19 protein-coding genes and 1 pseudogene are annotated in these 23608 nt (G+C 74.9%); 11 read left to right on the top strand and 9 right to left on the bottom strand.

What is annotated here, in order from left to right; genetic code table 11:
- Positions 1-164: 164 nt before the first annotated feature.
- Positions 165-2591, top strand: a complete 2427-nt coding sequence (gene secD / locus IO40_RS0105105) for a protein translocase subunit SecD (RefSeq protein WP_418952597.1) — start codon at positions 165-167, stop codon at positions 2589-2591.
- A 281-nt stretch (positions 2592-2872) separates the two neighbouring features.
- On the opposite strand, the gene erm is transcribed toward secD, so the two are convergent.
- Positions 2873-3661 (bottom strand): 23S ribosomal RNA methyltransferase Erm, encoded by a 789-nt coding sequence (gene erm, locus IO40_RS0105110; protein ID WP_033229895.1) that lies wholly within the window; start codon positions 3659-3661, stop codon positions 2873-2875.
- A gap of 530 nt (positions 3662-4191) precedes the next feature.
- On the opposite strand from erm, the gene IO40_RS37915 reads away from it, so the two are divergent.
- The 3 genes from IO40_RS37915 to IO40_RS0105125 all read left to right on the top strand — a co-directional run bounded on the left by IO40_RS37915 (position 4192) and on the right by IO40_RS0105125 (position 6640).
- Positions 4192-4362 carry a hypothetical protein gene (locus IO40_RS37915; RefSeq protein ID WP_016468709.1) on the top strand — a complete coding sequence of 57 codons (171 nt, stop codon included), beginning with the start codon at positions 4192-4194 and terminating at the stop codon, positions 4360-4362.
- 155 nt (positions 4363-4517) lie between these two features.
- Positions 4518-5897, top strand: a complete 1380-nt coding sequence (locus IO40_RS0105120) for a radical SAM protein (protein WP_041968626.1) — start codon at positions 4518-4520, stop codon at positions 5895-5897.
- 134 nt (positions 5898-6031) lie between these two features.
- Positions 6032-6640: a dihydrofolate reductase family protein gene (locus tag IO40_RS0105125; RefSeq protein WP_031174940.1), complete on the top strand. Its 609-nt coding sequence runs from the start codon at positions 6032-6034 to the stop codon at positions 6638-6640.
- A gap of 12 nt (positions 6641-6652) precedes the next feature.
- Here IO40_RS0105125 and IO40_RS0105130 read toward each other — a convergent pair whose 3' ends face one another.
- Positions 6653-7168, bottom strand: a complete 516-nt coding sequence (locus tag IO40_RS0105130) for a DinB family protein (RefSeq protein WP_041968625.1) — start codon at positions 7166-7168, stop codon at positions 6653-6655.
- A 143-nt stretch (positions 7169-7311) separates the two neighbouring features.
- Between IO40_RS0105130 and IO40_RS0105135 the strand changes: the two genes are divergently transcribed.
- The 4 genes from IO40_RS0105135 (at position 7312) to IO40_RS0105150 (ending at position 11510) form a co-directional block, all read left to right on the top strand.
- Positions 7312-8775: an FAD-binding oxidoreductase gene (locus tag IO40_RS0105135; RefSeq protein WP_016468713.1), complete on the top strand. Its 1464-nt coding sequence runs from the start codon at positions 7312-7314 to the stop codon at positions 8773-8775.
- A gap of 108 nt (positions 8776-8883) precedes the next feature.
- Positions 8884-9681, top strand: a complete 798-nt coding sequence (gene yaaA / locus IO40_RS0105140; protein ID WP_016468714.1) for a peroxide stress protein YaaA — start codon at positions 8884-8886, stop codon at positions 9679-9681.
- Between the two features lie 665 nt (positions 9682-10346).
- Positions 10347-10994 (top strand): bifunctional 4-hydroxy-2-oxoglutarate aldolase/2-dehydro-3-deoxy-phosphogluconate aldolase, encoded by a 648-nt coding sequence (gene eda, locus IO40_RS0105145; RefSeq protein WP_016468715.1) that lies wholly within the window; start codon positions 10347-10349, stop codon positions 10992-10994.
- A 9-nt stretch (positions 10995-11003) separates the two neighbouring features.
- Entirely contained in the window at positions 11004-11510 is a 507-nt protein-coding gene (locus IO40_RS0105150) for a hypothetical protein (protein WP_016468716.1), read from the top strand.
- A gap of 9 nt (positions 11511-11519) precedes the next feature.
- On the opposite strand, the gene IO40_RS0105155 is transcribed toward IO40_RS0105150, so the two are convergent.
- Positions 11520-12335 carry a helix-turn-helix transcriptional regulator gene (locus IO40_RS0105155; protein ID WP_016468717.1) on the bottom strand — a complete coding sequence of 272 codons (816 nt, stop codon included), beginning with the start codon at positions 12333-12335 and terminating at the stop codon, positions 11520-11522.
- Positions 12336-12405: 70 nt separating this feature from the next.
- Here IO40_RS0105155 and IO40_RS0105160 point away from each other — a divergent pair, with 70 nt between their 5' ends.
- Entirely contained in the window at positions 12406-13119 is a 714-nt protein-coding gene (locus IO40_RS0105160; RefSeq protein WP_016468718.1) for an SDR family oxidoreductase, read from the top strand.
- A gap of 85 nt (positions 13120-13204) precedes the next feature.
- Here IO40_RS0105160 and IO40_RS0105165 read toward each other — a convergent pair whose 3' ends face one another.
- The 3 genes from IO40_RS0105165 to IO40_RS0105175 all read right to left on the bottom strand — a co-directional run bounded on the left by IO40_RS0105165 (position 13205) and on the right by IO40_RS0105175 (position 16144).
- On the bottom strand, positions 13205-14389 hold the full coding sequence (locus tag IO40_RS0105165) for a bifunctional RNase H/acid phosphatase (protein ID WP_030407467.1): 1185 nt from the start codon (positions 14387-14389) through the stop codon (positions 13205-13207).
- Positions 14390-14474: 85 nt separating this feature from the next.
- Positions 14475-15326 carry a zinc ribbon domain-containing protein gene (locus tag IO40_RS0105170; protein ID WP_078616312.1) on the bottom strand — a complete coding sequence of 284 codons (852 nt, stop codon included), beginning with the start codon at positions 15324-15326 and terminating at the stop codon, positions 14475-14477.
- Complete coding sequence (locus tag IO40_RS0105175; RefSeq protein ID WP_031174941.1) at positions 15215-16144, bottom strand: Nif3-like dinuclear metal center hexameric protein; 930 nt, start codon at positions 16142-16144, stop codon at positions 15215-15217. Before IO40_RS0105175 ends, IO40_RS0105170 begins: the two co-directional genes overlap by 112 nt.
- A 531-nt stretch (positions 16145-16675) precedes the next feature.
- Here IO40_RS0105175 and IO40_RS39635 point away from each other — a divergent pair.
- Positions 16676-18640 carry a hypothetical protein gene (locus IO40_RS39635; protein ID WP_031174942.1) on the top strand — a complete coding sequence of 655 codons (1965 nt, stop codon included), beginning with the start codon at positions 16676-16678 and terminating at the stop codon, positions 18638-18640.
- 395 nt (positions 18641-19035) lie between these two features.
- On the opposite strand, the gene IO40_RS0105190 is transcribed toward IO40_RS39635, so the two are convergent.
- The 3 genes from IO40_RS0105190 to IO40_RS0105200 all read right to left on the bottom strand — a co-directional run bounded on the left by IO40_RS0105190 (position 19036) and on the right by IO40_RS0105200 (position 22098).
- The gene (locus IO40_RS0105190; RefSeq protein WP_031174943.1) at positions 19036-19977 is read right to left on the bottom strand and encodes a 3-oxoacyl-ACP reductase; all 942 of its coding nucleotides are present in this window, start codon (positions 19975-19977) and stop codon (positions 19036-19038) included.
- 82 nt (positions 19978-20059) lie between these two features.
- Positions 20060-21136 carry a Zn-dependent alcohol dehydrogenase gene (locus IO40_RS0105195; protein WP_016468725.1) on the bottom strand — a complete coding sequence of 359 codons (1077 nt, stop codon included), beginning with the start codon at positions 21134-21136 and terminating at the stop codon, positions 20060-20062.
- Between the two features lie 104 nt (positions 21137-21240).
- A complete protein-coding gene (locus IO40_RS0105200) occupies positions 21241-22098 on the bottom strand; it encodes a MaoC/PaaZ C-terminal domain-containing protein (protein WP_016468726.1) in 858 nt (285 codons plus the stop codon).
- A 254-nt stretch (positions 22099-22352) separates the two neighbouring features.
- Between IO40_RS0105200 and IO40_RS33150 the strand changes: the two are divergent.
- A pseudogene (locus IO40_RS33150) lies at positions 22353-23607 on the top strand (sensor histidine kinase).
- Position 23608 lies beyond the last annotated feature (1 nt).

Genomic DNA, 23608 nt, shown 5'->3' on the forward strand with positions numbered 1-23608 from the left:
TCTTCTTTTCCCCTTCCGCTGCCCCGCCGCGGCACGCCCTGCCGCGGCCCGCTGCGGTATGCCTGCTTGGAGGCTCCGTGACGCGTTCATCGCGTTCCCCGGCATCCCCGTCCCCACGTTCCTCCCGACCCCCGCGTTCCTCGCGTGCCTCGCGGGTGCGGGCGCTGGTGGCCCTGGCCACCGTGGCGCTGTCGGTGTTCATCACTTTGACCACACCGGTCCGTCTCGGGCTCGATCTGCGGGGCGGTACGCAGATCGTGCTGGAGACCCGGTCCACGTCCACGACCAAGGCCGACGGCGCCGCCACCGACCGCACCGTCGAGGTGCTGCGCGGTCGTATCGACGCCCTCGGCGTGGCCGAACCGACCATCAACCGGTCCGGCGACAACCGGATCATCGTCGAGCTGCCCGGCGTGCAGGACCCGAAGGAGGCGGCCGAGGTCCTGGGCCGCACCGCGCAGCTCACCTTCCACAAGGTGCTCGGCCCCGCCGGTCCCGACACGGAGAAGGACACCGGCAAGGGCTCCGCCGAGAACGGCACCAAGGGCTCAACCAAGGACGACTCCGCCGAGGAGGGTTCCGGAAGGGACGACTCCGCCAAGGACGGTTCCGATGACGGCTCCAAGGAGAAACCCGGCAAGGACGGCACAAAGGACAGCGCCAACGACGGGCCGGACAAGGAGCGGGTGCTCAAGGACGAGTCGGGCGACCGGCTGCGGCTGGCCCCCGCCTCGCTGACCGGCAACGACGTCAAGGGCGCCGACGCCCGGCTGGACCAGCAGCGCGGCTCCGGCTGGCACGTGACCGTCGACTTCAAGAAGGGCGGCAGCTCCGGCTGGGCGAAGCTGACCGGCGAGGCGGCCTGCCGGCCCCCGGGCGATCCGGCCCGGCGGGTGGCGATCGTCCTCGACGACAAGATCATCTCCTCGCCGCAGATCGATCCGTCGGTCGCCTGCCGTACCGGCATCACCGGCGGCTCCACCGAGATCACCGGCCGGTTCAGCGACGCCGAGGCCCGCGAACTGTCCCTGCTCATCAACGGCGGCGCCCTGCCCGTGCCGGTCGAGACCGTCGAACAGCGCACGGTCGGCCCCACCCTGGGTGCCGAGGCCATCGAGGCCAGCGCCTGGGCCGCCGTCATCGGCACGGGCCTGACCGCGCTGTTCGTCCTCGTCGTCTACCGGCTGATGGGCGCCCTCGCCGTGGTCGCGCTGGGCTGCTACGGGCTGCTGTCCTACGCGGCGCTGGCCGCGCTCGGCGCCACCTTGACCCTGCCGGGGCTGGCCGGGTTCGTACTGGCCATCGGGATGGCCGTGGACGCCAACGTGCTCGTCTTCGAACGGGCCCGGGAGGAGTACGCCAAACAGCAGCGGGCCAGCGCCCGGGTGTCCCTGGTCGCCGGGTTCCGCAACGCCCTGAGCGCCATCGCCGACTCCAACATCACCACGCTCATCGCCGCCGGCCTGCTGTTCTTCCTGGCCTCCGGGCCGGTACGGGGCTTCGGCGTCACCCTGGGCATCGGCGTGCTGGCCTCCATGGTCAGCGCCCTGGTCATCACCCGCGTACTGGCCGAGTACGCCGCGGCCCGCCGCTTCGTACGACGGCGGCCCCACATCTCCGGCATCGCGGGCATCGGTGTGGTGCGCGAGCGGCTGCTGCGCCGCGACCCGCAGTTGATGCGCCGGCCGCGGCGGTGGCTGGCCGGCTCCCTCGTCGCCCTCGTCCTGGCCGGTTCGGGCCTGTTCGTGCGCGGCCTCGACTTCGGTGTCGAGTTCACCGGCGGCCGTCTCATCGAGTACACCACCACCGAGAGCGTCGACCCGGAGAAGGCCCGCGCCGCCCTCGCCGACGCCGGCTTCCCCCGTGCGGTCGTCCAGTCCTCCGGCGACGGCGGACTGACGGTGCGCACGGACCGGCTGACCGACTCCGAGGAGACCAAGGTCACCCGCACGGTGGACGACGTGGCCGGCGGGGCGGAGAAACTCCGGGACGAGGTGGTCGGGCCCAGCCTCGGCGAAGAGCTGCGACGCGGCGCGCTCATCGCCCTCGGCGTGGCGCTGGGCACCCAGCTGCTCTATCTGGCCGCGCGGTTCCGCTGGGTACTGGGAACGGCCGCGGTGGTGGCGATGATCCACGACGTGATCATCCTCGTGGGGGTCTTCGCCTGGCTGGGCAAACCGATCGACGGGGTGTTCCTGGCCGCGCTGCTGACCGTCATCGGCTACTCCGTCAACGACTCCATCGTCGTCTTCGACCGGGTGCGGGAACTGGTGGGGCGGCACCGCGGCACACCGCTGCCGCAGCTCGCCAACCAGGCGATCCTCCAGACCGTGCCGCGCACCGTCAACACGGGCCTGGGGGCGGTCTTCATCCTTGCGGCGCTGGCGCTGCTGGGCGGCGACTCCCTCACGGACTTCGCCCTCGCCCTGCTCATCGGTCTGCTGGTGGGCACCTACTCGTCGGTGTTCACCGCCACACCGCTGGCCCTGGAACTCGACGGCAGGCAGCGCCCGGCGGGCGGCGGCGGCACCGTGCCCGCGCGCCGGCGCCCGGCGGCCCGGGTCCCCGTCACGGGCGACCGTCGCGGGTGAGGGCACCCGTCCGAGCGGCCCCGCCGCGCTGTCGGCGGGGCCTTCCGTCCACACGCAGCCAGCATGGTGGTTACGGACGGAACGAGTCTGGCACCGCCCACTGACACCGGCCCCCGCCCGCCCGGCAAGCCGGCGGGGGCCGCCGCGCCCCGAGGCCCGGCCCCTGGTACCCCCTCCCGCACCGGGCGCGGCCCCCGCCGTGCGGCCCGGCGAACGGGCCGGCGCCGGACCGGCCGGCAGCCCAGCGGCGGCGGCCCGGCGGACGGACCGGCGGGCGGCCGTCAGTCGGTGTCGTGTGCGAGGCGGTACAGGTCCGCCCACTGTCCGGCTGTCAGGGACTTCGGCAGGGCGGCCGGGCGCAGGCCCTGCTGCCGCAGCCAGCGAGCGGCCCGCTGCCGGGACAGACCCCGGACGGCGAGGGGAAGGGTCTCGGCCAGGCCCCGGCCCCGGCCGGTGAAGACCCGGTGCACGAGGTCCTGGTACCGCTGACGGTGCGCGGGTGCCAGCAGGGGCTCGGTGCGGCGGGTGACCGTCAGCAGACCGCCGTCCACCCCCGGGCGGGGCCGGAAGGCCGTCGCCGGTACCCGTCCGGCAAGCCGGAAGTCGTACCAGGGCCACCACTGGGCGGTCATCATCGTGGCGCCGCCCACCCCCGCGCGGCGGCGGGCGACCTCCCACTGGACGAGCAGTACGGCGTCCGTCCAGCCGGTGCCGTGCAGGATGCGGCGGAGCATCGCGGTGGTGCGGTGGAAGGGGAGGTTGCCGCAGAGCACATACGGACCGGCCGGGGCCTTCCAGCGCAGGAAGTCGGCGCGGAGGACGGTGGTGGAGGCGGCCGTACGGCGGTCGAGCCGCTCGGCGGTGCGGGCGTCCACCTCCAGCACGGTGAGCGGCCGGCCGAGCCTCTCCAGGGGCAGGGTGAGGGCGCCGTCGCCGCCGCCGATCTCGACCACGGCTCCGCGGGTGCGGGCCACGAGGGAGACGAAGGTGCGGATCGTCGCCGGGTCGGTGAGGAAGTTCTGGCCCAGTTCGTGCCGCCCTCCCCATGCGCCGCCGGGCGGCGTGCCAATGGCGTTCCGGCCGCGCTCGGCGTCCCTTCCGCCGGGCCGGCCGCCTGGCCGGTCGCCGGGGCCGGCGCCCCTCCGGCGCGGTGTGCGGGGCGTGCCGGGGCCGTGGGCCCCGCCGCGGGCGGGCTCGTCGGGGTGGGAGGTGCGAGGGGTGGAGTGGTCGCGGTGGGTGTGGGTGTGCCTGGGCACGGGCTCTCCGCTGCTTCGTGGGGAGCCGGGCAGCACAAGGGGACCGCCCGGCGTGGACACGCTGGGGCGGCGGTTTTCCGTGGAGGAGGGCCGCCGCTAGGGGCGGCGGAGCCGCGTGAACGCGGCGCAGGCGGCGCAGGCGCAGCACGCGCAGGCGCAACAGCAGGCGGACATGGGGCGCACTGTAGGCGCGGGGTACGGGGCGCACCAACCGGTTTTCGGGCCTGCTGCGCCCGGCGGCCGGCGGGGGGCGGCCGGGTGCGTGCCGTGGGCCGAGGTTGCAGGCTGGAAGTATGACCCCACCCATAGTCGTGCACCCTCCGTCCCCCGCGGGAGGGCGGAGAGTGACCGCTCACACGGAAAGCCTCGGGGTCGCCCACCGCCCCGAGGACGTCATCGAGTTCCTGCGCCGGGCGGGTCTCGACCCCGCCGAGATCCAGCTCGACGACCCCTGTCTGATCGAGTGGCGGGGCGGCGGGCCCGAGGTGTGGGACCTGCCGGCGACGGGCACGTAGCGCGCGGCGGCGGGCGGCGGCTCCGGGCGGCCGGGCGTACCAACCAAGAGGGCAGGTGTGCGGCCGATTCGGACGCGGGAGTACCGTCGGGTGAGCCCCCCCGGGCCGTGAAGTGAGGAGCCTGATCGCACATGCCAACGCCCACTCCCCTGCCGATGCCGTCCCGCCTGCCGTCGGGCCGGCCCCCGCAGCACGAGCAGGAGCAAGGCAATCGGACCGCTCTGGTCGAGGATCTGATGGAGCGCTTCCCGCACATTCCGCGGGAGGCGGTGCTGAAGGAGGACCTGCTGCGCGGCGGGATGGCCTTCGACGACTCGGCCCTGAGCGACACCACCGACGAGGCCACCGGCGAGGTCAAGCCGAAGTCGTACTTCATCTTCTCCTTCGACCACCGCACCCTTCCCGAGCTGGGCGAGGCCGCGCTGCGCCGCCCGCCGGAGGAGGTCGTCCTGACGGGCGGCCCCTGGGAGCTGCGCCGTACCGTCGTCTCCGTACGGGTGAACCCGGACTCGCCCTACCGGGTGCAGGCGGGCGAGGACGGTTCGCTCGGCCTCTACCTGGAGGGCGAGCGGATCGCGGACGTCGGTCTGCCGCCGATGCCGGACTACTACCGGCACGCGCTCGCCAACGGGAAGTCCGTGATGGAGGTGGCGCCCACCATCCAGTGGGGCTACCTGATCTATCTGACGGTCTTCCGGGTGTGCCAGTACTTCGGCGCCAAGGAGGAGTGCCAGTACTGCGACATCAACCACAACTGGCGCCAGCACAAGGCGGCCGGGCGCCCGTACACGGGTGTCAAGCCGGTCGAGGAGGTGCTGGAGGCCCTCCAGATCATCTCCGACCACGACACGCTCGGCGCCTCGCGGGCCTACACCCTCACCGGCGGCTCGATCACCTCGCGGGTGCAGGGCAAGGACGAGGCCGACTTCTACGGGCAGTACGCGAAGGCCATCGAGGAGCGCTTCCCGGGCCGCTGGACCGGCAAGGTCGTCGCGCAGGCGCTGCCCAAGGAGGACGTGCAGCGCTTCCACGACTACGGCATCAGCATCTACCACCCCAACTTCGAGGTGTGGGACAAGCGGCTGTTCGAGCTGTACTGCCCCGGCAAGGAGCGGTACGTGGGCCGGGAGGAGTGGCACCGCCGCATCCTCGACTCGGCGGAGGTGTTCGGGCCGCGCAACGTGATCCCGAACTTCGTCGCGGGTGTCGAGATGGCCGCCCCGTACGGTTTCGGCACCGTGGACGAGGCCATCGCCTCCACCACCGAGGGGCTCGACTTCTTCATGTCGCACGGCATCACCCCGCGCTTCACCACCTGGTGCCCGGAGCCGACGACGCCGCTGGGCAAGACCAACCCGCTGGGCGCCCCGCTGGAGTACCACATCCGGCTGCTGGACGCCTACCGCAGCGCGATGCAGCGGCACGGGCTGTCCTCCCCGCCCGGATACGGTCCGGCGGGCGCGGGCCGCGCGGTCTTCTCCGTCAGCTCCTTCATGGACACCCTGCCGGCGGAAGAGGGCGCGCCGGTCTCGTGAGGCGCCGCGCCGCACGGCGATGATGTCCGCCCAAGGCTCCGGTCCGTATCCCGAGAAGGGACCGGAGCCGCGCCGTGTGCGGAGCCGCACGGCGCACCCCTCACACGGGCGGTCTCTCACGAAGGAACGGGCGGATGCGGCTGACACTGACGACGATGCTGTCGCTCGACGGCGTGATGCAGGGCCCCGGAGGCCCCGGGGAGGACCGCCGCGACGGGTTCGCCCTCGGCGGCTGGGTGGTCCCCTACGCCGACGAGGAGGTGGGCGAGCGCATCACCCGCTGGTTCACCCGCGCGGGCGGCTTCCTGCTGGGGCGGCACACCTACGAGATCTTCGCCGGGTACTGGCCGCACGTCGGCGACGAGACGGAACCGGTGATCGCGGACAGGCTGAACGGGCTGCCCAAGTACGTCGCCTCGACCACCCTGACGCACGCGGACTGGCAGCACAGCACGGTGCTGCGCGGCGAGGTGGCCGACGCCGTACGGGAGCTGAAGGAGCGGCCGGGCGACGAACTCCAGATCCACGGCAGCGGGGTGCTGGCCCGCTCGCTGATGGACGACGGTCTGATCGACGAGTACCGGCTGCTGGTCCACCCGGTCGTGCTCGACGCGGGCCGCCGGCTGTTCGCGGGGGGAACCGGGCCGGCGGCGCTGCGCCTGACGGAATGCGACGCCCTGTCCTCGGGCGTGGTGGCGCAGACCTACGTCCCGGCGGGCAGGCCCGCGTTCGGATCGTTCTGACGGGTGGCCGGGTCAGCGGCCGGTGGCGCCGTCGGTCTGCTCGCGCAGGATGTCGGCGTGTCCGGCGTGCCGGCCCGTCTCCTCGATCATGTGGACGAGGATCCAGCGCAGTGTCGGCGGTTCGGTGCCGCCGAGCGCGCGGGCGCCGGGGCGGCCCAGGTCGTCGCAGGCGGCGATGATCTCGTCGGAGGCACGGACCGCCTCCCGGTAGGCGGCGATCAGCGTCTGTGCCGTCTCGCCCGCCGCGGGCGGCTCGTCGTCGTCGAGGGGGCGTTCGCCGCCGCGGCCCGCGTACGCCCATACGAACCAGTTGTGCTCCACCCGTGTCAGATGCTTGACCAGGCCGAGCAGGCTGGTGCCGGAGGGCACCCCGGGGGTCAGGCCCACCTCGTCGCTCAGACCGGCCGCCTTGGCGACGACGGCTTCGCGCAGATAGCCGAGGAAGGCCACGAGGGTCTCCTTCTCGCCGCCCGCCGTCCTGGGCGGCCGGACGTCTCCCCGTGCGGAAAATCCCGTCACATCAGTCATGCCGCCGACTGTAACCACAATCGGCTGGCGGCTGCCCGCGTCTGCTGGTTGGCTTCCCGCATGCCCCCACCGCACAGTCCCCCACCGCCCTGCGCAAAAATGATCTTCGTCGGTGACCGGCACCGCACTGGGGGGCGACGGGGATGACCCACCGCACGGCGCTCGACGCGCAGCAGCCCGCGAGCGCCTGGACGGCGCTGGGCGCCGGGCTGGAGGGCACGCTGCTGCGGCCCGGTGACCGGGACTTCACCGCGGCCCGCAAACTCGCCAACCCCCGGTTCGACGGGGTGCGCCCGGCCGCCGTCGCCTACTGCGCGGGGCCCGGCGACATCGCCGAGTGCCTCGCCTTCGCCCGCCGGTACGGGATTCCCGTGGCCGTCCGCAGCGGCGGCCACTCCGCCGCCGGCTGGTCCACCGGCACCGGCCGGCTGGTCATCGACGTCCAGCGGATGGCCGAGGTGCGCCCCGCCGGGCGGTCCGCCACCGTGGGGGCCGGCGCGAAACTCATCGACGTCCACGCCCAGTTGACCCCGCACAAACGGACGATTCCGGCCGCCGCCGCCCCCACCGTCGGCATCTCCGGGCTGACGCTCGGTGGCGGCATCGGGCCCGTCTCCCGCGCCTACGGGCTCAGCTGCGACAGCCTCACCGGTGCCACCGTCGTCACCGCCGACGGCCGCCTCCGCCGGGTCGCCGAGGACAGCGAGACGGACCTGTTCTGGGCGCTGCGCGGCGCCGGCGGCGGACAGTTCGGCGTGGTGACCGCGCTCGACTTCCGCACCCAGGTGGCGCCCTCCTGCCAGACGTTCTTCCTCAGCTGGCCCTGGGAACGGGCCGCGGGCGTGGTACGCGAGTGGCAACGCTGGGCCCCCGTCGCCCCGGAGGAAATGGGCACCAGCCTGCATCTGTCGGCACCGGCCGGCGGCCGGCCCGGCAGCGTACGGATGAGCGGTCTGTCCCTGGGGGCCCGCCGCGAGGTGGAGAACCACCTCGACCGGCTGGCCGGCCGGATCGGCGAGAGCTCCTGCGACCTCGCCCTGCGGCGGCACTCCTACCTGGACGCGATGAAGGTGATGGGCGGCGTCTCCGGCTGGACCCTGGCCCAGGCGCACCAGCGCGGCACCCTGCCGGGCCGGACCAGACGCGGCCGGGTGCCCCGCGAGTCGTACGCCGTACGGTCCGACTTCTACGTCCGGCCGCTGCCGCCGGCGGGCATAAGGACGCTTCTCACCCGCGTCGAGCGGCTGTCCGGGCTGCGCGGCGGCGGAGCCGGCAGTGTCGCGCTGGACGCGCTGGGCGGCGCCGTCAACCGGCCACGCGCCGACGCCACCGCCTTCCCCCACCGCGGCGCCCGCTTCCTGGCCCGCTACCTCATCCACTGGCCCGACGCCGCCGGGGCCGAACAGGTGGCCGGCTACCGCGGCTGGCTCGACGCCACCCACGCCGCGCTCCGCCCCTGGGCCGGCGGCCACGCCTACCAGAACTGCCCCGACCCGGCACTGCGCGACTGGCGGCACGCCTACTACGGCGCCAACGCCGGCCGGCTCGCCGCCGTCAAGGCCAGGTACGACCCCGACCGGGTCTTCTGCTTCCCGCAGGCCCTCTGAGCCCGGCGGGCCGTGAGCCGGCCCGCCCGGCGGCCCGTACGCTGGCGGTCGCACCGTCGCCGTACTCCCCCGGCCCCGGCCGGGGTGCCGCAAGACAGGAGAAGAGCCGTGCTCGTGCTGTTGCCGCCGTCCGAGGGGAAGGCCGAGGGCGGGCAGGGCCGCCCGCTGGACCTGGACTCGCTCTCGCTCCCCGGGCTGAACCCGGCCCGGGAGGCGGTGCTGGACGAGCTGGTGACCCTCTGCCGCGCCGACGAGGAGAAGGCACGCGAGGTGCTGGGGCTCAGCCAGGGGCTGCGCGGCGAGGTCACCAAGAACGCCGGCCTGCGTGAGGCGCCCACCCGGCCCGCCGGCCAGATCTACACCGGCGTGCTCTACGACGCGCTGGACCTGGCCTCCCTCGGTCCGGCCGCCCGGCGCCGGGCCGCGAGGCAACTGCTGGTCTTCTCCGGGCTGTGGGGTGCCGTCGGCATCGAGGACCCCATCCCCTCCTACCGGCTCTCCGGCGGGGTGAAGCTGCCCGGCGCCGGACCGCTGGGCCGCTACTGGCGGGGCCCGCTGGAGTCCGTACTGCCCGAGGCGGCGGGCGACGGGCTGGTCCTGGACCTGCGCTCATCGGCGTACGCGGCCATGTGGAAGCCGAAGGGCCCCACGGCCCGGCGCACGGCGACCGTGCGGGTGCTCCAGTCGAAGGTGGTGGACGGCGTGGAGAAGCGGTCCGTCGTCAGCCACTTCAACAAGGCCACCAAGGGCCGCCTGCTGCGGGCCCTGCTGGAATCGGACGCCGAACCCGCGACCCCCGGCGAGCTGGCCGCAACGCTGCGGGAACTCGGGTACGTCGTGGAGGGCGACGACGCCGACAGCGCGAAGGGCCCGACGGCACTCGACGTGGTGGTCACAGAGCTGTAGCCCCGCCCGGCGGGGCCCACTGAACCGGCGGCGCCCGGCGCCGGGCCCTGCACGGGCGGGGCCGGCGCCGTACGGGCGTGCCCGGCGTCCCCGCCGACGCCGCGGAGGCCCGGCACCGGTGCCGCGGGGCAGGCGTGACGCACCACTCCGCAGGCCCGGCCGGAAGACGGCGCCGGGTCACCGGCCCGGCGGGCACACCGCGCCGGATCGCGGAACCGGCGGGCACACCGCGCCGCCCGTGCCGGGCCCCGCACAGCACGGAGCCGTCCGCACCGGGCGTGCCCGGCACCACGGCGGAGCGCGACGCCGGGGGGCGTCGCGGGGCCGCACGAGATACGCGACCGGCCAGCCGTGCGGACGTTCCACCGCACGGGAAACCTCCCGCCGGGCACGCCGGGCACGCCGGGCACCAGCCGGGCCCGGCCCGGCACGGCAGGGTGCCGCCGCGCCGGGAACGCCCGGCGCCGACACGGCCACGGCCGAGGCGCGCTTGCCGGGCACTGGGGGGCCGACACGTGCGGCGCCCGGCGGCGGGCCGCACCCGGCCGGGGCCCGCCCCAGGGCGGACCCGGGGACGGCAGGCGGCGACGGCGCAGGCGAGAGTGGCGTTGCAAGTTGTGCAACGCCTGTTGCGTGTGATGTGGCGGGGCGGGCAGCATACGCGCATGAGCAGTCCTGCCGCCTCCCCCGCGCCCTCCGTCCTCGACCTCGCCCCTGTGCTGCCCGTCGTCGTCCTGCACGACGCCGAGGACGCCGTACCCCTCGCGCGGGCGCTGGTCGCCGGCGGGCTGCCCGCGATCGAGGTGACGCTGCGCACCCCGGCGGCACCCGCGGCGATCCGGGCCATCGCCGACGCCGTGCCGGAGGCCGTCGTCGGCGCCGGCACCGTGCTGAGCGGCGACGACGTGCGGACCGCCGTGGAGGCGGGCGCCCGCTTCCTGGTCAGCCCCGGCTGGACGGACACCCTGCTGGAGGCCATGCGCGCCTCCGGAGTGCCGTATCTGCCGGGCGTCTCCACCGCCTCCGAGGTCGTCGCCCTGCTGGAGCGCGGCGTGCACGAGATGAAGTTCTTCCCCGCCGAGGCGGCGGGCGGCACGGCCTACCTCAAGTCGCTGGCCTCGCCCCTGCCCCGGGCCCGTTTCTGCCCCACCGGCGGGGTCTCCGCCGCCAACGCGGCGTCCTACCTCGCCCTGCCCAACGTCGCCTGCGTGGGCGGCACCTGGATGCTGCCCGCCGACGCGCTCGCCGCCAAGGACTGGGACCGGGTGCGTGCCTTGGCGGCCGAAGCCTCTCAAGTGAGGTCCACTGAGTAGATTGCCTCCATGGCAACTCCTGAGACACACGGGGGACTCGGGGCGGTCTGCCCCACATGTGGCGGTACGGCGGTCCGCCCGGTCTCCGAAGCCCGGTACGCCAAGGGCTCCATGCGCAAAGACCTGACCACCCGCCTGGCGAAAGGCCCCGAGAAGGGCGGCGACGGCTGCCTCCACTTCCTGGAGGGCATGGTCCTCACCGGCATCGGCGTCGCCCTCGCCTGGACGGGCCACCAACAGGACAAGCCGCTCTACTTGTTCGGCGGCATAGCCCTGGCGGTGCTCTGCTTCGCCGGCACCCTCGGCGTCGTACGGAGCGACCGCCGCGAACGCGCCGCCGAGAAGGCCGGCGACCAGCGGGCCTCCCGCGTGTGGGAGCCCGCCCACTACTGCGACGGCTGCGAAACGGTCTTCTGCCCCGGCGGGGTGCCGTGGGCGGGCACCATGACGCCCGAGGACTTCCGGCGGTTCGTGTGGACGGAGGGCGGCTACGCGGACCAGCTGCCCACCCGCTAGCCGGCGCCGTCACGCCGCGCGGGCTGCCAGTTCCTCCAGGGTGCGGGCGGACGGTGTTCCGGGGTCCGCCGTGATCAGCACGACCTCCTGGTCGTCCTCGGGCACGAGGAGCACGTCGCAGTTCAGCCGCAGTGTGCCCGCCGTCGGGTGGTCGAGCGTCTTGGTGCGGTGACCGGGGGCGTGGACCGGGCGGGTCTCCCACAGCCGGCGGAACTCCCCGCTTCCGGCGTGGAGTTCGGCCAGCAGCGCGGCCAGCCGCGCATCGTGCGGGTAGCGGTCCGCGGCCCGGCGCAGCCGCCCCACCGCGATGCGCCCGAACTCCTCGGCGCCGGAGATCGTCTCCCGGTGCTCCGGGCACAGGAAACGGCGCCGGGCCAGATTCACCGTGCCCTGCGCGAGGTCCCCGCCGAGCAGCGTGCGGGCCAGCGGGTTCCAGGCGATGACGTCGTAGGCGGCGTCGGTGACGATGGCGCCGGTCGCCGGCAGCCGCTCCAGCATCCCGGCCACATGCGGGCGCACCCGGCGCACCACGCCGGGGCCGGGTGGCGGCGCCGGTGTGCCCGCCAGGCCGAACAGATGGCTGCGCTCGGCCGGGGTCAGCCGCAGGGCCCCGGCCAGCGCGTCCAGGACGCGCGCGGACGGGCGGGGGCCTCTGGCCTGCTCCAGCCGGGTGTAGTAGTCGACCGACACATGGGCCAGCTCCGCGACCTCCTCGCGGCGCAGACCCGGTGTCCGGCGCAGGCCGCCCGCGGAAAGACCCACGTCGTGCGGGCGCAGCCCCGCCCGGCGGCTGCGCAGGAAGCGGGCCAGTTCCGCTCGCGCCATGCTGCTCGCCCCCTCGCCTGGTACAGGTGATCCCTGGCAGGGCCACCGCCGCCGCAGGACCATCGCTGTCATGAACGATCGCACAGCTCTCGTCACCGGTGCCAACAAGGGCATCGGCCACCAGATCGCCCGTCTGCTCGTCGCGGAGGGCTTCACCGTGTACGTGGGCGCCCGGGATGCCGGGCGCGGGCGGCGGGCCGCCGAGGAGATCGGCGGGGGCGCCCGCCCGCTGGTCCTGGACGTGACGGACCAGGACAGCATCACCGCAGCGGCCGGGCACGTCGACCGCCTGGACGTGCTGGTCAACAACGCCGGCATCGGTGCTTCGCCGGCCGCGCCGGACGTGGCGACGGCCGAGGAGTTCCGGCAGGTCTACGAGACGAACGTGTTCGGTGTGGTCGCGGTGACCAACGCCTTCCTGCCCGTCCTGCGCCGGTCGCCGCACCCGCGCATCGTCAATGTGTCCAGCGGGACCGGATCGCTGACCTGGAGCGTGAGCCCCAACCCCCAGTTCACGCCGGGCAGCGGCGCAGCCGCCGCGTACCGCTCGTCCAAGACCGCCCTCAACGCCCTGACCGTCCTGTACGCGCAGACGCTCTCCGAGGGCGGTTTCAAGGTCAACGCGCTGGCCCCGGGGCTGCGGGCCACCGATCTGAACGCGCGGGCCGCCGCCGGCGGCGATCCGGCGGAGGCCGCACAGGGCGCCGTCCGGCTGGCCCTCCTGCCCGACGACGGCCCCACCGGGGAGTTCTTCTCCTGGGACGGCACACCCGTGCCGTGGTGAGCCGCCCGGCGCAGCCGCGCCGAGAGTGCCGGCACAGCCGCGGCCGGGCTTCGGCGCGGGTGTCCCGGCGCACCCGCGCCCAGGCTCAGCGCAGGTGCGCGGTGTCGTTCAGCAGGCGCAGCGAGGCGTTGCCGTCCGCGTAGTAGGCGACGGCCGACAGGGAAGCGGCCGACAGCTCCATCCGGAACAGGGACTCCGGCGGGGCGCCGAGGGCGAGCCGGACGAGGGTCTTGACGGGCGTCACATGGGTGACGACCAGCACCGTCCGGCCGGTGTAGCGGGCCAGGAGCCGGTCCCTGGCGACGGCGACCCGCCGCGCGACCTCCTCGAAGGACTCGCCGCCCCCCGTGGGGCGGACGGCGGGCGAGGCGAGCCAGGCGTCCAGGTCCTCCGGGTACCGCTCGCGGACCTCCGCGAACGTGAGGCCCTCCCAGGCACCGAAGTCCGTCTCGCGGAGCCCCTCGTCGGTACGGACCTGGAGTCCGAGCCGGCCGGCGACCGCCGCGGCCGTCTCCTGGCAGCGGCGCAGCGGTGAGGCGACGACCGCCTGCACCGTGCCGCGCAAGGCCAGCGCCTCGGCGACGGCGGCGGCCTGTCGCCGTCCAGCCGGCGACAGGTCGGGGTCGGAGCCGCCGCTGCCCGAGAACCGCTTCTCGGGCGTGAGCGGCGTCTCGCCGTGCCGCAGCAGGACGAACGTGGTGGGGGTGCCCAGGTCGGGGCCCCAGCCGGCACGGGCCGCGGGCGCCGTCGGGCCCGGGTCGGTGGCGGCCGGGCCGGCGCCGGGGGCCGCCGCCACCGGCGCGGGCGCGGGGCCCGCGTCCGGTTCGGCGGTGGAGGCGCCCTCCTGCCACTGCTCGCCGCGCCCGCCCGCGTCCATCGCCTCGTTGGCCAGCCGGTCGGCGTGCTTGTTCTTCTCGCGGGGGATCCACTCGTAGGTGACGGCGTCCGGCGGGAAGACGGAGGCGGCCTCCAGCGCCAGGGGCCGCATGTCGGGGTGCTTGATCTTCCAGCGGCCCGACATCTGTTCCACGACGAGCTTGGAGTCCATCCGCACCAGTACGGCCGCGTCCGGGTCCAGCTCCCGGGCCGCCCGCAGCCCGGCGAGCAGACCCCGGTACTCGGCGACGTTGTTGGTGGCCCGGCCGATGAACTCCGCGGCCTCCCGCAGGGTTTCGCCGGTGGCGGCGTCACGGACGACGGCCCCGTAACCGGCCGGCCCGGGGTTGCCGCGCGACCCGCCGTCGGCCTCGACGACGAAGGTGCGGCGCACGCTGCCGCTCACGCCGCTCCTCCGTCCACCGCCCCGCCCGGGGCCGGAGCGCCGCCCCGGGCCCGGCGGCCGGTACGGACATCACTCACAGGCCGGACTCCGGGGTGCGCACCAGGATGCGGCGGCAGTTGTCGCAGCGGACCACCTCGTCGGCGGGGGCCGCCCGCAGCTCGTTGAGGCCGGTGATGTCCAGCTCCAGCCGGCAGCCCTCGCAGCGGCGCTGGAAGAGCTTGGCGGCGCCGACACCGCCCTCCCGCTCGCGGATCTTGTCGTACAGCTTGAGCAGGTCGGCGGGGACGGCGGCGGCGATGGTCTCGCGCTCCTTGCGGGCGCTGTCGGCCTCGGCGTCCAGTTCGCCGAGCGCGGCGTCCCGGCGGCCGGTGGCGTCCTGCACCTTGGCGGCCACCGCCTCGACGCGCTCGCCCAGTTCGGCGGCGCGCGCGGCAGCCGACTCGCGGCGCTCCATCACCTCCAGCACGATGTCCTCCAGATCGCCCTGCCGCTTGGCCAGGGAAGCGATCTCGCTCTGGAGGTTCTCCAGGTCCTTGGGGTTGGTCACGGCACCGGAGTCGAGGCGCTGCTGGTCGCGCGCTGCGCGCTGGCGTACCTGGTCTACGTCCTGTTCGGCCTTGGTCTGCTCGCGGGCGGTGTCGCTCTCCTCGGTCTGCGCGGCCACGAGCAGATCCCGCAGCTGGGCGAGGTCGGTCTCCAGCCGCTGGATCTCCTCGTGCTCGGGCAGGGTCCTGCGCTTGTGCGCGAGCTGCGACAGGCGGGTGTCGAGTGCCTGGACGTCGAGCAGGCGGATCTGATCGGCGGGCGCGGCGTTCAGTTGGGGGCTCCCGGGGTGAGGTCGTTGTCGGTCAGTGCGGTCTGCTGGGCCGTGGACGGCGGGGCGAGCGGGCTGTGCTGGGGCAGCGAGGGCGCGTGCGCGGTCCACGGGTCGGTGACGGTGCGCGAGACGTCGGTCCGCAGGTCCCAGCCGTTCCGCTGCGCGACGGCGTCCAGCTGTGCCGCGGCCTGCTCGCACCAGGGCCACTCGGTGGCGAAGTGGGCGGCGTCCAGCAGCGCGAGGCCGGAGTACTCACGGGCCTCGGAGGCGGGGTGGTGGCGCAGGTCTGCGGTGAGGTAGGCGTCGACACCGGCCGCGCGGACGGCGTCGAAGAGGCTGTCGCCCGAGCCGCCGCACACGGCGACCGTCCGCACCGTCGCCGTCGGGTCGCCCGCGGCGCGGATGCCCTGTGCGGTGACGGGCAGTGAGGCGGCGGCCTGTTCGACGAGGTCGCCGAGGGCCAGCGGCCGGTCCAGTTCGCAGATCCGGCCGAGCCCGCGACGCCCGGCCGGGTCGGTGGCGTCCGGGACGAGGGGACGCAGCACGCGCAAACCGAGCGCGGCGGCCAGCGCGTCGGAGACCCCGGGGTCGGCGGTGTCGGCGTTGGTGTGGGCGACGTGCAGGGCCACCCCGTTGCGGATCAGGGTGTGGACGACGCGGCCCTTGAAGGTGTCGGCGGCGACCGTGGTGGTGCCGCGCAGATACAGCGGGTGGTGGGTGACCAGGAGCTGGGCGCCCTTGGCCACGGCCTCGTCGGCGATCTCCTGGACCGGGTCGACGGCGAACAGGACGCGGCCGACGCGGGCTTCCGGGTCGGTCACGTCCCCGCAGACGGTGCCGACGGCGTCCCACTGCTCGGCGCGGTCGCGCGGCCACAGGTCGTCGAGCGCTGCGATGACTTCGGAGAGGGAGGGCTGTGCTGGCACGGGGCAAGGCTACCTGCCCACCGCCGGGACGACCCCAGCCCGGTCGCCGCCCGCCCGCACCGCCGGGCGGGCCAGCGACGGGCCGCCTCCCGCCCGGCCGGTGCAGCACTCCGGGCCCGGCCGGGGGAGCGTCCGGGCCGGGCCCGGGGAACGTCTCGGACGGGCTCCGGGACGGGGGCGGACGCGGCGGGTCGGGGCGGGCCACGGGACGGTGCCGCGGGCGACGGGTGCGGGGGCGGGGGCGGGGCGGCGGTGTGGAGGGGTGCCGTGCGCCGTGAACCGGTGCGGGGGTGCGATGCCGGTCGGACGCGGGTCCGGCTGTGCCGGGGGTGCCGGCAGCGCGGCGGAGGAGAGGGCTCGGGCACCGCCGCGGCGGCCGGGTGGGCGGGGTGGCGCGGGGCGGTGCAGCACATTCGGGGGGTGGGGCACGGGGAAGCCGCCCCCGGTCATCCTTATGCGTGAAGCGGTTCCGCTCCCGTCGGCCCGGCACGGGGCCGCCACCTAGCTTCGGTCACTGGAGGTGACCGAACCATGACGGTGAGTGTCGCGAGGGTCATGAACGACAGCTTCACGGTCGCGGCCGACGGATCGTACGCCGCCCGGCTCACCACGCGCCCCGGCACGGAACGCTGGTACCCCGAGCGCTGGACACTCGACGGCCCCGAACCGTACGCGGTACCGCTGCCCGCGGCGCGGTCCGAGAACCCCGCGGGCGGCGTCCTGCCGCTCGCCGACGGGCGCGTACTGGTCGCCCGCCCGGCACCGGAACGCTGCGCGCTGGCACTGCTGTACCCCTCGGGCCCCGACACCGGGGAGGTACCGCTGGGCACCGTGGAGACCGGCCGGCTGCGACTGCTGCCACCGGCCCCGTGCGGGATGCGCGCCTACGCCCTGACGGACGGACGGAAAGGCCGCGCCACCGAAGTGTGGCGGGTGGCCGGCGGCACCGTGCGCGGACCGGAACGGGTCGCCCGGCTGGAGGGCCGCTGCTCAGGCGGCGCCTGGCTCGACCCGGAGGGCAGGCTGCTGGCGCTGGACGTCACCCGGCCCGACGGCGCAGGCCCGGTCAAGACGGTGACGGTGGACGTGGTGACCGGCGCCGTCTCCCCGCTCCTCCAGATCACCGAGGAGAGCAACGACCGGCTGCTGCTGGCCGATCCGGACAGCGGTCTGCTGCTGGTGCGCTCGGACGCGCCGGGCGAGGAGCGGCTCGGCTGGGGGGTGCTGGGCAGTCACCGTCCGGTCCGTTTCCCCGAGGTCCTGCACCCCAGGGACGCCCGGTTGACGCCGATCGCCGTCCAGCCGGGGCAGGTGCTGCTGCCGGAGCGGTGCGCGGTCGCCCTCCGGGTGGACGCCCCGCACGGCACCTGGCCGGCGGTCTGGCGGCCCGGGCTGAAGGAGCTGCGGCATCTGGCCGGACCGCCCGGCTGGCTGGCCGGCAAGGGCCTGTGGACCCGCGAGGGCGAGCTGCGGGTCCCGTACTCGACGGCGCAGAACCCCTGCGGCCTGGCCCGGATGCGGGTCCCGCTGCCGGACGCGGCGGACACCCTGCCGACGGCGTCGGGCACCGGATCCGCGCCGGATCGCGCGACGGTCCGCGAGACGGCACACGCGGCGGACCGTACGACGGACCGGAACCGCGAGGCGGGCCCGGCGCAGGTGACGGGCCCCGGACTGGTGACGGGCCCTGGACCGGTGATGGGACCGGTGACCGTTCCCGGGCCGGTGTCCGGACGGATGGCGGGCCCGGGATCGGCAGCCGGACGGGTGGCCGACCCAGGGTCGGCAGCCGGACGACGGGTGGCGGACCCGGTGCCGAGGGCCGGACAGGCAACGGGCCCAAGGCCGACGGCCGGACAGGCAACGGACCCAGGGCCGACGGCCTTCCGGGGCGCGGACCCAAGGCCGACGGCCGGACACGAGGCGGCCGTCCCCGTATCCGCCTCGGCACCCGCGTCCACGCCGCCCCCCGCGCCTCCGCCGCCCGCACCCACGCGGGCGCCCGCCTCCGCACCCGCTCAGGTGCCCGCTTCCGCACCCGCGACCCCAACTGCGACCGCGACCGCGCCGCCCCTCACACCCCCGCCGCCGGCACCCGCACCCACGACCACGCCCCCGACCCCGACCGCGACGACCGCACCCGCGACCCCGGCCTCCGTGCGGCCCCCCGTGGTGACCTCCCATCCGGCCACGGTGCCGTGGCCGGTGGGGCCGGCGCGGCCGTCCGGCGTCCGGGGCCGGGGCGAGGGTGCCGGCGGTGCGGAGGAGCCGGGGGGTGTGCGGTTCGCGGGCCGGGTGGCCGGCGTGGGCGGTGGCGCGCACGGCATTACGGCTCTGCAACATCACGGTCACGGAGGACCGGCTACCGGACTGCTGGCTTCCCTGGTCCGCAGGTCCGTTTCCGCAGGCGGCGGGCGGTCGTTGGGGGCCGGGTACGGGCCCGCGGCGAAACCGGTGCCGCTCCAGGAGGCCCCGCTGACCGGCGGGAGGGCGTGACCGCGCGCCGAAACGGCCGGGAGGGTGTCGGTCATGGTCGATAAACTCCGCCGGGTACGACGGCAGCGACAGATTGACGGAGTGACATCGGGATGTCCGACGCCCAGACCGAGACGCCGAGCGACACGCAGACGGCCGGCGAGGGGACTCACCGGGGGAAGCACAGGGGGAAGGCCGCCGCACACGAGGAACAGACCGTACCCGCGCAGGGGCGCCACCGGCGTCCCGAGCCCGCAGCACAGTGACCGCCGGGCCCGTCCGGCAGGCGGGCCCCGCACGGTACGGCGTACCGTGCCACGACACCGGAGCCCCGGCCGCCGCCCGACCCGCGGTGGCCGGGGCTCCGTCGTGTTCGCAAGGTGCCGGGCCTGCCCCGGCATCCGAGGCGGCCCCGGTCAGTCCTTCTTGAGGGCCAGTACCTCGGTCGCCGCGAAGGTCTCGCGCGGGGAGCGGCCGGCGAAGAAGGGCGTCAGCTTCTCGTCGAGTTCGTCGAGGGTGAACACGTCCTTGGCGGTGTCGAACTTGGCCGCGACGCGGGGCCGGTCGAGGACGGCCACCATGCCGCCGTGCACCACGAGCAGTTGGCCGTTGACGTGGGAGGCGGCCGGGGAGGCGAGGTAGGCCACCAGGGGCGAAACGTGTTCGCGTGCCAGTGGATCGGGGCCGTCGGCGGGCACCTCGAAGCCCTCGAAGACGTCCTCGGTCATCCGGGTGCGGGCGCGGGGGCAGATGGCGTTGGTGGTCACTCCGTACTTGGCGAGGGCGCCCGCCGTCGAGGTGGTCAGGCCGACGATGCCGCCCTTGGCCGCCGCGTAGTTGGGCTGGCCCGCCGAGCCCGCCACGAACGCCTCGGAGGAGGTGTTGACGATCCTGCCGTAGACGGGGCCGCCCGTGGCCTTGGACCGTTCGCGCCAGTGGGCCGCGGCGAAGTGCGTGGTGTTGAAGTGGCCTTTGAGGTGGACGCGGACGACCGTGTCCCACTCCTCCTCGCTCATCGAGAAGATCATGCGGTCCCGCAGGATGCCCGCGTTGTTGACGAGGATGTCCAGCGAGCCCCAGGTGTCGAGGGCGAGCCGGACCAGTTCGCCGGCCTGCGCGAAGTCGGCCACGTCGCCCTGGTGTGCGACGGCCTCGCCGCCCGCGGCGCGGATCTCGGCGGCCACTTCCTCGGCCGGCTCCGCCGAGGCGCCGCCGCTGCCGTCCCTGCCGGGACTGCCGTAGTCGTTGACGACCACGCGGGCGCCGTGCCGGGCCAGCTCCAGCGCCTCGGCGCGGCCGAGCCCGCGTCCCGCACCGGTCACGATCGCCGTCCTGCCCCGCAGACTGTGCTCAGACATGCCGTCTCCTCACGCTCCTCACGATGGCCCGCGGGCACGGGCGGTCACCCGCGTGCCCGGCGGTACGGTGCGCCTCAAGTGCTCAGAAGGTGATGGTGGTGCGCAGCGCCTCGCCCGTGCGCATCTGCTCGACGGCGTCGTTGATCCGGTCCAGCGGCACCCGGTGGGTGATCAGCCCCTCCAGGTCGATGCGGCCCGCGCGCCACAGCGCGATCGCGCGGTCGTAGGAGTGCAGGACGTCGCCGCCGCCGTAGAGGGAGGGGAGGATGCGCTTCTCGTCGAAGAACAGCTCGAACATGTTGAACTGGAGCTGGTCGTCCATGGCGCCGGCGCCCACCACGCACAGGGTGCCGCCGCGCCGGGTGGTCTCGTAGGCGGTCCGCGCCGTCGCCGACCTGCCCACCACCTCGAAGACGTAGTCGAAGCCCTCGTCGCCGGTCAGTTCCCGTTTGGCGGCGGCGAGTCCGTCCGGTGCGACGGCCTCGGTGGCGCCGAACCGCAAGGCCGCCTCCCGCCGTGCGGCCACCGGGTCCACGGCCACGATGCGGGCGGCCCCGCACGCCCGCGCCCCCTGCACGACGCTGATGCCGACGCCGCCGCAGCCGATCACCGCCACGGACGAACCGGCCTCGACGCGCGCCGTGTTGAAGGCGGCGCCCAGCCCGGTGGTCACCCCGCAGCCGATGAGCGCGGCGATGTCGAACGGCACGTCGTCGGGTACGGGCACCGCGCACGGCGCGTCCAGTACGACTTCCTCGGCGAAGGTGCCGGTGCCCGCGAAGCCGAACAGGTCGCCGCCGGTGCGGCGGAAGTTGGGGGTGCCCGCGTTCATGAAGCCCGCCAGGCACAGATGGCGCTGCCCGCGGCGGCAGGCGGGGCAGTTGTTGCAGGCGGGCAGCCAGCACACCAGCACCCGGTCGCCGGGTGCCACATGGGTGACCCCCTCCCCCACCTCCAGCACTTCGCCGGCGCCTTCGTGGCCGGGCACGAAGGGGGCGGGCTGCGGGAGGATGCCGCCCATCGCGGAGAGGTCGGAGTGGCACAGTCCGGTGGCCCGCATGCGGACCCGCACCTTGCCGGGGCCGAACCCGGCGGGTTCGGCGTCCTCGACCACTTCGAGTGTGTCCTGACCGGTTTCGAGCAGTACCGCTGCGCGCACGTGGGGCTCCCTTCGGAAGCGGTGGTCGAGGGTGCGGTGCGTTGCCGGGTGCGGTGGGTCCCAGGGGTGGTGCGGTGCCGGAGGCGGGCGGGAGGGGCGGGCCGTCAGGTGTGGGTCAGCACGCCGTCCCCGAGCACGGGGGCGTCGTCGCGTTCCACGGCCGTGGCCGTGAGCTGGATGCGGGTCTCGTCCAGGTGCCAGGCGCGCACCCGGAGGGTCTCGCCGGGGTGGACGATCCCGGCGAACCGCACCGCGTACGACGACACCCGGGTGACGTGCCCGCCGAGCAGTTCGTCCACGACGGCCTTGAGTGCCATTCCGTAGGAGCACAGGCCGTGCAGGATCGGCCGGTCGAAGCCGGCGAGCCGGGCGAACTCGGGGTCGGCGTGGAGCGGGTTCCAGTCCCCGGAGAGGCGGTAGAGCAGGGCCTGCTCCTCGCGGATGCCGCGTTCGGTGACCAGGTCGGGCTCCCGCTCGGGGGGATCCTGCCGCACCGAGGGCCCGCGTTTGCCGCCGAAGCCGCCTTCCCCGCGGACGAAGAGCTGGGCCTCGCTCGTCCACAGCGGGCCGTCCTCGTCGGCGACGTCGGTGCGCAGGACGAGGACGGCGGCCTTGCCCTTGTCGTAGACGTCGGCGACGCGGGAGGTGGAGGTGGCGCGGCCCGCGGTGGGGATCGGCCGGTGGCTGGTGACGGACTGGGTGCCGTGCAGCACGGCCGCCAGGTCCACCTCGATGCCGGGTGCGGACAGTCCGCCGACGACGCCCATCCCGGCGCCGGCCACGGTGGCGAAGGAGGGCAGGACGTGGAGTTTGCTCTCCAGCGTGTAGCGCAGTTCGGCCGGGTCGGTCGCGGGGACGCCCGCGCCCAGGCCGAGGTGGTAGAGCTGGATGTCCTTGTGGTCCCAGGTGATCTCGGTGCTGCGGGGTTCGGCGGCCAGTGCCTTCGCTGCGTCGATGGGCATGGGGTGGTGGGCTCCTCGCATCCTCGCCGGGTCCCGGGACGGACCCTGGCCCGGCCGTCCGCACCGTCGGCCGGGCCAGGGAGCCGGAACAAGAACGTGTTCTAAACCGCTGGGCGCTACCTGTATAACGCAGAGCCCCGCGCTTGGGAAGACCTGACGGGGCGTCAGCCCACGGCCACCCGTGACATTCGTCCCGCCCGACGTCCGACATCCGCATCTGCCCCGCTCGGGTCCGCGCCCGTACCGTCGTGGGCATGACGACGACCCAGGCGGTCCCCGGCACCGCCGGCAGCGGCACCCGGACCGTGCCCCGCGGCAAGGGGCCCGGCAAATACACCTTCCTGCCGTGGCTCCTGATGGGCGTGGGCGCCTTCTCCCACGTCATCCAGGGCGAGGCGGGCAACCCGTGGATCGGCGGCGCGGCGCTGCTCGCCTTCAACTCGCTGTACATCTTCGTGGTCTTCACCGCCTTCGACCCGCGCCACGGCGACCGGCGCACACCGCTGTACGGACTCGCCGGACTGACGGCCGTCACGTTCGCCGTCGCCCTGGGCTACGGCGGCTCGTGGATGCTGTTCTTCCCGCTGCTCTCCCTCGCTTCCGGCGCCGTGCGGCAGTTGCACGGCAAACGGCTGGGCCTGTGGCTGATCCTCCTCAGCGGCACCGCCGGGGTGCTGACCGGCTGGGACCAGGGCGACGCGTCCGAATCCCTCGGCATCGGCTACGGCACCTTCGTCTCCGGCATGGTGACCGCGGCCGTGCTGAACCTCTTCGACACGGTGCGCCAACTGGAGGAGACCCGGCAGGAGCTGGCCCGCACCGCCGTCGAACGGGAGAGGCTGCGCTTCTCCCGCGACCTGCACGACCTGCTCGGCCACACCCTCTCGGTGGTCGTCGTCAAGGCGGAGGCCGTACGGCGCCTGGGCCGCCGCGACCTGGACGCCGCCCTGGCCCAGGCGGCCGACATCGAGGCCGTCGGCCGCCAGGCCCTCACCGAGATCCGCGAGGCGGTCAGCGGCTACCGCGAGGGCAGCCTGAGCACCGAGCTGGAGCGGGCCCGATCCGTGCTGGAGGCCGCCGCCGTCGAGGTGGTCGTCCGCCGCTCCGGCCCGCCCCTGGCCCCGCAGACCGAGGCCCTGCTGGGCTGGGTGGTGCGCGAGAGCGTCACCAACACGGTGCGGCACAGCGGCGCGGCCCGCTGCGAGATCGAGGTGCGGGCCACCGGGGACCGGGTGCGGCTGACCGTCACCGACGACGGCCACGGCCCGGCGGCGCCGGGTGCCGTAGGCTCCCCCTCCCGAACGACGGGCGGCTCCGGCGGCACCGGGCTCAAGGGGGCTGGCCGAGCGGCTGGGCGCGGCCGGCGGCACCCTCGACGGCGGCCCCGACGGGCGCCGGGGCTTCCGGGTGGTGGCCGAACTGCCCGCGGAGCCGGACCAGGACGCCGGGCAGCCGCCCGGTACGGCCACCGCCGCCGCGACGGCGGGCACGGAGAGGACGACACGGTGAT

The organism is Streptomyces albus subsp. albus, assembly GCF_000725885.1.
In the GTDB taxonomy this organism is placed as follows: domain Bacteria; phylum Actinomycetota; class Actinomycetes; order Streptomycetales; family Streptomycetaceae; genus Streptomyces; species Streptomyces albus.

Excerpts from the sequence above, each read along its gene's own strand:
- IO40_RS0105130 (WP_041968625.1), bottom strand. The coding sequence starts at position 7,168 with ATGACTGATGTGACGGGATTTTCCGCACGGGGAGACGTCCGGCCGCCC.
- IO40_RS0105150 (WP_016468716.1), top strand. The coding sequence starts at position 11,004 with ATGGCAACTCCTGAGACACACGGGGGACTCGGGGCGGTCTGCCCCACA.
- IO40_RS39635 (WP_031174942.1), top strand. The coding sequence starts at position 16,676 with ATGACGGTGAGTGTCGCGAGGGTCATGAACGACAGCTTCACGGTCGCG.
- IO40_RS0105190 (WP_031174943.1), bottom strand. The coding sequence starts at position 19,977 with ATGTCTGAGCACAGTCTGCGGGGCAGGACGGCGATCGTGACCGGTGCG.
- IO40_RS0105125 (WP_031174940.1), top strand. The coding sequence starts at position 6,032 with ATGCGGCTGACACTGACGACGATGCTGTCGCTCGACGGCGTGATGCAG.
- IO40_RS0105160 (WP_016468718.1), top strand. The coding sequence starts at position 12,406 with ATGAACGATCGCACAGCTCTCGTCACCGGTGCCAACAAGGGCATCGGC.
- IO40_RS0105135 (WP_016468713.1), top strand. The coding sequence starts at position 7,312 with ATGACCCACCGCACGGCGCTCGACGCGCAGCAGCCCGCGAGCGCCTGG.
- eda (WP_016468715.1), top strand. The coding sequence starts at position 10,347 with ATGAGCAGTCCTGCCGCCTCCCCCGCGCCCTCCGTCCTCGACCTCGCC.
- IO40_RS0105120 (WP_041968626.1), top strand. The coding sequence starts at position 4,518 with ATGCCGTCCCGCCTGCCGTCGGGCCGGCCCCCGCAGCACGAGCAGGAG.
- IO40_RS0105155 (WP_016468717.1), bottom strand. The coding sequence starts at position 12,335 with ATGGCGCGAGCGGAACTGGCCCGCTTCCTGCGCAGCCGCCGGGCGGGG.
- IO40_RS0105200 (WP_016468726.1), bottom strand. The coding sequence starts at position 22,098 with ATGCCCATCGACGCAGCGAAGGCACTGGCCGCCGAACCCCGCAGCACC.